General features: G+C 61.2%; 10 protein-coding genes. 5 read left to right on the top strand and 5 right to left on the bottom strand.

Annotation, left to right across the window (positions count from 1 at the left end; translation table 11 throughout):
• Positions 1–349: 349 nt before the first annotated feature.
• Positions 350–802, bottom strand: coding sequence for an 8-oxo-dGTP diphosphatase (locus tag WBV42_RS12755; RefSeq protein ID WP_423986367.1), 453 nt, complete (start codon positions 800–802; stop codon positions 350–352).
• 91 nt (positions 803–893) lie between these two features.
• Here WBV42_RS12755 and WBV42_RS12750 point away from each other — a divergent pair, with 91 nt between their 5' ends.
• The gene (locus tag WBV42_RS12750; RefSeq protein ID WP_423986366.1) at positions 894–1283 is read left to right on the top strand and encodes a hypothetical protein; all 390 of its coding nucleotides are present in this window, start codon (positions 894–896) and stop codon (positions 1281–1283) included.
• A gap of 19 nt (positions 1284–1302) precedes the next feature.
• On the opposite strand, the gene WBV42_RS12745 is transcribed toward WBV42_RS12750, so the two are convergent.
• Entirely contained in the window at positions 1303–1779 is a 477-nt protein-coding gene (locus WBV42_RS12745) for a hypothetical protein (protein ID WP_423986365.1), read from the bottom strand.
• Between the two features lie 300 nt (positions 1780–2079).
• On the opposite strand from WBV42_RS12745, the gene WBV42_RS12740 reads away from it, so the two are divergent.
• Both WBV42_RS12740 and WBV42_RS12735 read left to right on the top strand, forming a co-directional pair.
• Entirely contained in the window at positions 2080–3996 is a 1917-nt protein-coding gene (locus WBV42_RS12740) for a beta-CASP ribonuclease aCPSF1 (protein ID WP_423986364.1), read from the top strand.
• A gap of 84 nt (positions 3997–4080) precedes the next feature.
• On the top strand, positions 4081–4662 hold the full coding sequence (locus tag WBV42_RS12735; RefSeq protein ID WP_423986363.1) for an NUDIX hydrolase: 582 nt from the start codon (positions 4081–4083) through the stop codon (positions 4660–4662).
• Between the two features lie 9 nt (positions 4663–4671).
• On the opposite strand, the gene mce is transcribed toward WBV42_RS12735, so the two are convergent.
• On the bottom strand, positions 4672–5055 hold the full coding sequence (mce, locus tag WBV42_RS12730; RefSeq protein WP_423986362.1) for a methylmalonyl-CoA epimerase: 384 nt from the start codon (positions 5053–5055) through the stop codon (positions 4672–4674).
• Positions 5056–5226: 171 nt separating this feature from the next.
• On the opposite strand from mce, the gene WBV42_RS12725 reads away from it, so the two are divergent.
• Both WBV42_RS12725 and WBV42_RS12720 read left to right on the top strand, forming a co-directional pair.
• Complete coding sequence (locus tag WBV42_RS12725) at positions 5227–6342, top strand: aminotransferase class V-fold PLP-dependent enzyme (protein WP_423986361.1); 1116 nt, start codon at positions 5227–5229, stop codon at positions 6340–6342.
• Between the two features lie 132 nt (positions 6343–6474).
• Positions 6475–6804, top strand: a complete 330-nt coding sequence (locus tag WBV42_RS12720) for a DUF1330 domain-containing protein (protein WP_423986360.1) — start codon at positions 6475–6477, stop codon at positions 6802–6804.
• A gap of 55 nt (positions 6805–6859) precedes the next feature.
• Here WBV42_RS12720 and WBV42_RS12715 read toward each other — a convergent pair whose 3' ends face one another.
• Positions 6860–8542 carry an acyl-CoA mutase large subunit family protein gene (locus WBV42_RS12715; RefSeq protein ID WP_423986359.1) on the bottom strand — a complete coding sequence of 561 codons (1683 nt, stop codon included), beginning with the start codon at positions 8540–8542 and terminating at the stop codon, positions 6860–6862.
• Positions 8543–8759: 217 nt separating this feature from the next.
• Positions 8760–9071 (bottom strand): transcription factor S, encoded by a 312-nt coding sequence (locus WBV42_RS12710; protein ID WP_066144032.1) that lies wholly within the window; start codon positions 9069–9071, stop codon positions 8760–8762.
• Between the last annotated feature and the right edge of the window lie 48 nt (positions 9072–9119).

The raw sequence follows: 9119 nt of genomic DNA, 5'->3' as shown, positions 1-9119 counted from the left end.
GTTTGGGTGTCCTCGTGAACGAAGTGAGCCGAGGGCTCGTCAGAGCTTTGCTCTGACGGTGGATTGAAAGGGGCCGCCCGCTCGCGCACCGCGTGGTCGTCTCCACGAGCAACTATTCTGGCCGAATGGTGTGGAGAGGCCAGAATATCTCGTGGAGTGACCGCGAGCGGGCGGGGGCTTTCGAGGTGATCTACTCCTCAGTAGTTGCAATCGAAGAAGTACCAAACGCCTCTGCTCGGAGCGGACGGGGACTTTCGAGGTAGTCCTCTCGGCTAATGCAATCACAACAAAACCAGAATCATATCCAAATCGATCTCTCCGCTAAATCCTCAACTCGTCTCTCAAAACTCTACGCCGGTCTCCAACTCTTCTTCCACCATCTCGTCCCCGTCCTCGTCGAACCGGAACCACCCCGAAAACGTCTCGCCTGACAACAGAGACGCATCCAAAGGCGGTCGTCCTCCCACATCTCGTCGTAGGGCATCTCCTCGACATCGAACCACCCCGGGTCTGCCTCTTTGGTCTCCCGAGGTTTCCCCGAAAACTCCTCGGCGCGGAAGACGTGGACGAACATCTCCGACTCATTTCCAAACACGAACTCGAACTCGCCGATCTTGGTCGGGTTCTCGACGGAGACGCGAACTTCCTCTTCGACCTCCCGTATCGCGGCTTCGCGCGGCGTCTCACCGTCCTCGACTTTCCCGCCTGGACCGACGAGTTTGCCCTCGCCGAGGCCGCGCTTCTTGCGGATGAGGAGGATTTCGTCGCCCCGAATCGGATAACAGAGCGTCGCGGGTTGCATGTCCCACTGCTGTCAGCGAACCGTACTGAAGATTCCGAACCGACGGCTGGTGGAGCGAACCTTTTTGAATTCAATTATCCAACAAATAGGTATGATCATTCCAGTCGAGGCCGCACCGGCCGGGGAGATGAGGCGCTGGTACAAGTGGCTCGGGTTGTTCGTGCTGGTCGCAAACGTCGGGTTGGTCGCCGTGTTCGGACTACAGGAACTGTCCGCGACGGGCCAACTCGTGCAGTTCTGCGTCGCTCTCGCCGCTGGCGTGCTGTTGATCCTGTCGAGTTTCGACCTGCCGTGGGGCGTCGAATGGTATCGCCTCGCCGGTGCGGGGTACGTCTGCCTCGCGTCGCTGTTCCTGTTCAGCGGTGTCGATGACGGACTGTGGATGCTCGCGGTGAGCTTCATCGGCGCACTCACGATAGCTACGTTCGGCTTCGACCTCGCACTCGGAGGTCGCTTTTTCCGGGTCAACACCGACGCCTGATTCCTCTCCGAAACTCGATTCACTCCACCGAAAACGGACTCTCGCCCTCCGTCCAGTCCCACCCCGGCAGTCGCGTCTGAAATCCGGCGGCGAGGGCGGCGTCCAAGTCGTCCCTGCCCGCCGCCTCGTCGTCCAGATGGTGCATGATGTCCGCGTAGTGGAACGTGGCTTCCCCGAGCAGTCGGAACGGTTGATTCCCGGCGACCATCCCGGCGAGTTCCCGGCCGAGGAGTTCGTCCACGACGAACCCGGGATAGTCCTCCTGCACGTCGAGGTCGCGGAGGAGAGCGACGAGCGCGGCGACGTTCACGGCGAGGTCCCCGTCGGCGAAGACGGCGTCCACCTCGGTCCGGTACTGGGATTCCGACACCGAATCGACATCCGTCCCGAACGCCTCGCCGAGGTTCGCTCGGACGTCGTTGATGAGCGCCACGACTTCGGTCCGCTCGCGGACCCATTCGTACTCGTCGGCGACCGTGGCGGGTGAGAGTTGCATAGGGAACCAGTCGTGTAGAATCGGTTTAGAAGTTTTGAGAAAGCTTTTATAACCACACCGTTTAGTGGGTGATAAGCGGGTTTTCCTGTGTCATCCATGAGCAGATTGCTTTCGGAGACCGGGACCACATTATGCGCATTCATGCGTATCCGACAATCCCGCAGAACAAGCGAGACAATCTATGCTGTGCTGTATACGTCGTAGTGAACACGGTGGTTTTCCCCGCCGACTGCGGCAATCCAAAATACGCCGGACCGACAGCATTCGCTCTCTCAACGGACGAAGCGGACTGTTTTCACCATGAGTAAAGTAGAGCAACAACTCGAAGACCTCAAAGCAACGATCACGAGCGAACTACCGAGCGACATTTCGGTATCTGACGTCAAATACGAGGGACCGGAACTCGTCGTCTACACGCGCGACCCGAAGAAGTTCGCGCGCAACGGCGACCTCATCCGAAAGTTGGCGAGCCAACTGCGAAAGCGCATCACGGTTCGTCCCGACCCCGATGTTCTTTCGCGCCCCGATACGGCTCGTAGCGAAATCCTTGACGTTATTCCCGAGGAAGCGGGCGTTACCGACCTCGATTTCCACGCCGATACCGGCGAAGTCGTCATTCAAGCCGAAAAACCCGGAATGGTCATCGGCAAACACGGCAGTACGCTCCGAGAAATCACACAGGAAGTCGGCTGGACGCCGGAAGTCGTCCGAACGCCGCCCATCGAATCCTCGACGGTCTCCAACGTCAGGAACTTCCTGAAACAGGAACGCGACGACCGACGCAACATCTTGGAGAAGGTCGGTCGCCAGATTCACCGCGAGGAGATGAGCAACGAGGAGTGGGTTCGCATCACGACGCTCGGCTGCTGCCGAGAAGTCGGACGCGCGAGCTTCATCCTCTCGACGCCCGAGACGCGTATCCTCATCGATTGCGGTGACAAACCCGGTTCCGAGGACGTGCCGTACCTCCAAGTCGAGGAGGCACTCGGCGCGGGTGCGGCTACCATCGACGCGGTGGTGCTCACCCACGCTCACCTGGACCACAGCGCGCTCATCCCGCTCCTGTTCAAATACGGTTACGACGGCCCGATCTATACGACGGAGCCGACCCGCGACCTGATGGGCCTGCTCCAACTCGACTACCTCGACGTGGCCGCCAAGGAAGGCCGCGTCCCACCGTACGAGAGCGAGATGGTTCGGGAAGCGCTCAAACACACCATCCCGCTCGAATACGGCGACGTGACCGACATCGCCCCCGACGTGAAACTCACGTTCCACAACGCGGGCCACATTCTCGGCTCCTCGGTCACGCACTTCCACATCGGCGACGGGTTGTACAACGTGGCGTTCTCGGGCGACATCCACTACGACGACACGCGCCTGTTCAACGGCGCGGTGAACGACTTCCCGCGCGTCGAGACGCTCATCCTCGAATCGACGTACGGTGGTCGCAACGACTACCAGACCGACCAGAAGGATTCCGAGGAGAAACTCAAGCGGGTCATCAACGAGACGTACGAGAAAGGCGGCAAGGTCGTCATCCCCGCGTTCGCGGTCGGCCGTTCACAGGAGATGATGCTCGTCATCGAAGAGGCGATGCGAAACGGCGATATCCCGGAGATGCCCGTCCACCTCGACGGGATGATCTGGGAGGCGACGGCGATTCACACGACGTACCCCGAGTACCTGCGTGATGATCTCCGGGACCGCATCTTCCACGAGAACGAGAACCCGTTCCTCGCGCCGCAGTTCAACCACATCGACGGCGGTGAGGAGGAACGACAGGACGTGGCGGACGGCGACCAGTGTATCATCCTCTCGACGTCCGGGATGGTCACCGGCGGCCCCATCATGTCGTGGCTCGAACACATCGGCCCGGACCCGGACAGCAGGATGGTGTTCGTCGGCTACCAGGCACAGGGTACCCTCGGACGCCGTATCCAGAGCGGATGGGACGAAATCCCGCTCAACGGACGCGGCAACCGGAGCAAGACGCTCAACCTCAAACTCGACGTGGAAACGGTCGATGGCTTCTCCGGCCACGCCGACCGTGCCGGTCTGATGAACTTCGTCAAGACGATGAACCCGCGACCAGAGAAGGTCCTCTGTGTTCACGGTGACGAGAGTTCGACCCAGGACCTCTCATCGTCGCTCTACCACGAGTTCAACATCCGCACGTTCGCGCCGAAGAACTTGGAAACGTTCCGCTTCAAGTAACCGAGAATCGACGCTTCGAACGAACGGTTCGTCGTCGTGTAATTTTCGAATAATATATCTTCCAACCGTATTGTAGTGCAAACCATGTCCCGCGACGTGAATCTGGAGGCAGTCGAACGCCGGACGGATCGACTGCTGGACGACTATGGTGACGTACCGGTCGAAGATCGGACGGAAGAGCGACCGAACGAGAAGTTCGAAGAACTGGTCGGATATGCCAAAAATGGGTACACCGGGAGTGCGTACGCGTGGGTCGTCCGACGGCCGGAGGACACGGTTCCGCTCACGGAGACGATGCCGGACGAAGCGTTGGATGACCGTCCGCGGGTACTGATGATACTCCATCGTGGAGCGGACGCGTGGGGGCTTCCGGGCGGGGGACGCGAAGACGGCGAAACGTCCGAGGAGGCCGCGATTCGGGAAGTCGAGGAGGAGACCAACGTTCGATGCGAACTCGGAGAACCGTTCTTACTCCGTCACCAGATGATCGTCTCGGGGGAGAACGAGGATGACCGTCTTCATCTCCTGTTCGTCTTCTTCGACGCCGACTATCGGGACGGAACGATTGCGATTCAGAGCGGGGAACTGAATGGTGCGGCGTGGTTCGCTGAACCGCCCGAGAAGATGTTTCAGGCGAACGAACAGCGCGCGGACGAGTGGTTTTGACGATTCGTTTCAGTGTTCGACGTACTCCACCAACACGCCGCCGGTCGATTTCGGGTGGAGGAACGCCACATCGTGACCCCACGCGCCGAGTCGCGGTTCCTCGTCGATGAGGGAAACGCCGTGGTCGCGGGCCGTTTCGAGCGCGCCCTCGATGTCGTCGGTTTCGAGCGCGACGTGGTGAATTCCGGGTCCGTTCCGTTCGAGGTACCGCGCAATCGTGCCGTCTTCGAGCGGTTCGAGCAGTTCGAAATAACTCCCGTCGAAGTCGAGGAAGACGACGGACATCCCGTCGAACTTCTCCTCGTGGACGACCGGGGCGTCGAACAGCGCTTCGTAGGTTTCGGCGAGTTCCGCGGCGTCGTCGGTTGCGATACCGATGTGGTCGATTTGCATATCCTATTCTCATTCCGGGAGCGGATAACTTCCATGAAATCGCCGTTCGATGGCCGTTCGATGGCCGTTCGAGTGCCGCCCGAGTGTCGTCCGATGGCCGGTTCCGGGAACCCGTTCGGCGTGATTTCCGCCAACAAAGCCACTAAGACGCCTCGCTTCGTGAATCGGTCCATGACGCCGACGGAGCTTCGCTCGGAGATTCCGGTATTGAACCGCACGACGTACATGAACACGGGCGCGAGCGGTCCCAGTCCCACTCGCGTCGTCGAAGCAGCCGAATCCTGTCTGGAACGCCACGAGTACGAGGCGGCGGCCCAGGAAGGGATGTACCCGATGGCGTTCGACGTGCTCGATGAGACGCGGGAGACGGTGGCGAGCCATCTCGGCGCGTCGGCGGACGAGATAGCGCTCACACAGAGCACGACCGACGGCATCAACCGGGTTGCCGCGGCCATCGATTGGGAGGAGGGAGATACGGTCGTCCGAACTGACCTCGAACACTCGGCGGGCATCCTCCCGTGGAAGCGCTTGGAAGGGCACGGCGTCGAGACTCGTACCCTCGCGAGCGAGAACGGGCGACTCGATACGGATGCCGTCAAGGACGCAGTCGCGGGCGCGAAACTCCTCTGTTTCAGTGCATTGACGTGGACGCACGGGACGATGCTCCCGGTCGAGGAACTCACGTCCATCGCGCACGACGCGGGGGCGCTCGTCCTCGTGGACGCGGTGCAGTGTCCGGGGCAGATGGCAACCGACGTGACGGAGTGGGGTGCGGATTTCGTCGCCGGAGCGGGGCACAAATGGTTGCTTGGACCGTTCGGCGCGGGATTCTGCTTCGTTCGAGACGGGGCGGAAACTGACCTCGAACCCGCACATATCGGCTACCGGGGCGTGGAAGACCCCGACTCGGAGGAGTTCTCCTACGAACCCGGTGCGCGCCGACTCGAAGTCGGTACCGTCTCGCCCGCTCCGTACGCCGGGCTCGGGGAGGCCATCGACCTCATCGAGGAACTGGGCTACGAAACCATCGAGAGTCGAATCCGTGAACTGACCGACCGACTCAAGAACGGGCTCGTCGCCGCCGACGGCGTTCGGTTGCTCAGCCCACGCGAGTACGAATCCGGGTTGGTGACGTTCGAGGTGGACGACCCGGACGAGTTCGTTGAACGCCTCGTCGACAAGGACGTTCGTATTCGGCCGCTTCCGTACCCGGAGAACTCCGTTCGAGCCTCGGTACACGTCTTCAATACCGAGCCCGACATCGACGCGCTGTTGGAGTACGTCTGAGCGACGAACCACGTTCCCACGCTCCTCGAATCAGGCCGACCGTACCCATACGTTCATCGTGCCAGCTGTTGTCATGGTATCCGTCCGTCGGACCGAGGAGTTCGGTATCGGCCGACGGTGGGGGGAAGAAGGATGTCTCACGACACGCAACGAAAGGGATACGTTATCGCCGTCGACGGGATAACCGACGTGGACCGCTTCATGGACGAGTACCTCCCCGCTACCGGGGAGACGATTGCGGACCACGATGGCGAGGTACTCGTCGGCTCGACCGACATCGACGTGATAGAAGGTGATTGGGACCACTCCTTGACCGTCGTCCTCGAATTCCCGTCCGTCGAAGCCGCCGAGGAGTGGTACAACGACGATACCTATCGGGAACTCAAGCGGGTTCGCCACGAGACCTGCGAGTACACCGATTTGATCATCACCTCCTCGTTCTCGCCCGACGACCTCGACTGAGGAGGTACTCAACAAGCACTTTTCGAGACGGGTCGAGGGAGTTCGACTCGCCCGATTAAATCGCCGTGCCCGGCCGGTACTCGCCGAACACGTCCCGGAGCACGTTACAGATCTCGCCGACGGTGGCGTAGGCCTTCACCGCGTCGACGATGTACGGCAGCAGGTTCTCGTCCCCCTCCGCCGCATCGCGGAGCGCGGCGAGCGTTTCCTCGACCGCCTCGTCGTCCCGTTCGTCCCGAACCTCGCTCAGGTTCTCGATCTGACGGCGTTCATCTTCGGCGGTCACCTCCTGAACGTCTATCTCGGCCTCCTCGTCCACCTCGAACTCGTTGACGCCGACGATGGTTCGCTCGCCCGCCTCGATCTCCTGTTGGCGGTCGTAGGCCACGTCCTGAATCTGACGCTGGACCCACTGGCTCTCGATGGCCGAGCGCATGCCGCCCTTCTCGTCGATAGTGTCGAGCAGGTCGAACGCCTCTTCTTCCAAGTCGTCCGTGAGCGCCTCGACGTAGTAGCTCCCGGCCAGCGGGTCGATGGTGTCCGCCACGCCGCTCTCGTGGGCCAGAATCTGCTGGGTGCGGAGCGCGGTTCGCACGCTCTCTTCGGTCGGGAGCGCCAGCGCCTCGTCCTTTCCGTTCGTGTGCAGGCTCTGCGTGCCGCCGAGCACCGCCGCCAGCGCCTGGTACGCCACACGGACGACGTTGTTCTCGATCTGCTGGGCGGCCAGCGTCGACCCCGCCGTCTGGGTGTGGAATTTCAATTGTTTGGATTTCTCGGACTCCGCGCCGAAACGTTCCTCCATGATTTTCGCCCACATGCGCCGCGCGGCGCGGAACTTCGACACTTCCTCCAGAATGTCGTTGTGTGCGTTGAAGAAGAACGAAAGCTGTGGCGCGAAGTCATCCACGTCCAACCCGGCGTCGAGTGCCGCCTCGACGTACTCGATACCATCGCCGAGCGTGAACGCCAGTTCCTGTGCCGCCGTCGCGCCCGCCTCGCGGACGTGGTAGCCCGAAATCGAGATGGTGTTGAACTTCGGAACCTCCTCGGCACAGAATTCGAAGATGTCCGTGATGATGCGCATCGACGGTTCGGGTGGGTAGATGTACGTGTTCCGCGCGATGTACTCCTTGAGCAGGTCGTTCTGGATGGTTCCCCTGAGCTCCTCCCGCGGAACGCCTTGTTCGTCGCCGACCGCGATGTACATCGCCAGCAGCACCGACGCGGGCGCGTTGATGGTCATCGACGTGCTCACTTCGTCCAGCGGAATTCCGTCGAACAGCATCTCCATGTCCGCCAGCGAGTCGATGGCGACACCCGACTTCCCGACTTCCCCGGCCGACATCTCGTCGTCCGACGTGTAGCCCATCTGGGTCGGCAGGTCGAACGCCACCGACAGCCCCGTCTGGCCGTTGTCGATGAGGTAGTGATAGCGCTCGTTGGTCTCCTCCGCCGTCCCGAACCCGGCGTACTGGCGCATCGTCCACAGTCGCCCCCGGTACATCGTCGGGTAGACCCCGCGCGTGTACGGGTTCTCACCCGGATAGCCGATATCCTCGTCGTACTCCGCGTCGGCGATGTCGTTCGGCGTGTACAGTCGCTCGACCGTCTGCCCGTCCGTGTCGGTGGTGAACTCCTCCTTTCGCTCGCCGAAGCGTTCCAGCGTCGGGTCGAGTGTCTCCGCTTCCCACTCGTCTTTCCCCCGGCGGATTTTGTCGAGGTCGTCCGCGTCAAACATTGCCTGAACTGTTGTGGGGATTCGCCTTAAGGATTGACGGACGGCCTCGACGGCGGTGGTGATGAGTCGGAGTTCGTGGCAGCACAGTTGCTGTGACGACGGTCCCAAACGTTCTGGGCGTTCATGCCGAACGGATCGAACTCTACTCTCCTTCTCAGAAGCCTCTCAATTGCAGTCGAAACCGCATGGGAGAACCGACTCCCGGAAAATCGCGCCGTTAGTGGTCGTCTTCGCGCCACTTGTGTTCACATTCGGTACAGACGAAGAATCGGGTTTCGCTCTCGTCGGCCGAGCGAATCTGTTGGAGGTACCAGTAGGCCTCGTCGTTGTCACAGCTAGGGCAGCGTGCACTGGTTTTGGGCAGGCCGTTGCTGCCGCCGCCGCTCTCGATGATCTCGCTGGCTTCCTGGTCCTCGGTGATGACGTACTCCGATGAGTCGCCGCGCGGCGTTTCGTGACCACAGCTCCCGCAGACCCAGAACCCGTCGTTCGCTTTCATCATGGAACCGCACTCGTCACAGAACTCCATTGTTGTCCCGGACTAACAAACGCGGCCATTTAAGTCGCGTGCTTTTTC

It is taken from the genome of Haladaptatus sp. (genome assembly GCF_049589095.1).
In the GTDB taxonomy this organism is placed as follows: domain Archaea; phylum Halobacteriota; class Halobacteria; order Halobacteriales; family Haladaptataceae; genus Haladaptatus.
Note: the sequence above shows the minus strand (reverse complement) of the source record. Positions and strands in the feature narration are given on the sequence as shown.

Coding starts and splice junctions, on each gene's coding strand:
- WBV42_RS12755 (WP_423986367.1), bottom strand. CDS start 802: ATGCAACCCGCGACGCTCTGTTATCCGATTCGGGGCGACGAAATCCTC.
- WBV42_RS12750 (WP_423986366.1), top strand. CDS start 894: ATGATCATTCCAGTCGAGGCCGCACCGGCCGGGGAGATGAGGCGCTGG.
- WBV42_RS12745 (WP_423986365.1), bottom strand. CDS start 1,779: ATGCAACTCTCACCCGCCACGGTCGCCGACGAGTACGAATGGGTCCGC.
- WBV42_RS12740 (WP_423986364.1), top strand. CDS start 2,080: ATGAGTAAAGTAGAGCAACAACTCGAAGACCTCAAAGCAACGATCACG.
- WBV42_RS12735 (WP_423986363.1), top strand. CDS start 4,081: ATGTCCCGCGACGTGAATCTGGAGGCAGTCGAACGCCGGACGGATCGA.
- mce (WP_423986362.1), bottom strand. CDS start 5,055: ATGCAAATCGACCACATCGGTATCGCAACCGACGACGCCGCGGAACTC.
- WBV42_RS12725 (WP_423986361.1), top strand. CDS start 5,227: ATGACGCCGACGGAGCTTCGCTCGGAGATTCCGGTATTGAACCGCACG.
- WBV42_RS12720 (WP_423986360.1), top strand. CDS start 6,475: ATGTCTCACGACACGCAACGAAAGGGATACGTTATCGCCGTCGACGGG.
- WBV42_RS12715 (WP_423986359.1), bottom strand. CDS start 8,542: ATGTTTGACGCGGACGACCTCGACAAAATCCGCCGGGGGAAAGACGAG.
- WBV42_RS12710 (WP_066144032.1), bottom strand. CDS start 9,071: ATGGAGTTCTGTGACGAGTGCGGTTCCATGATGAAAGCGAACGACGGG.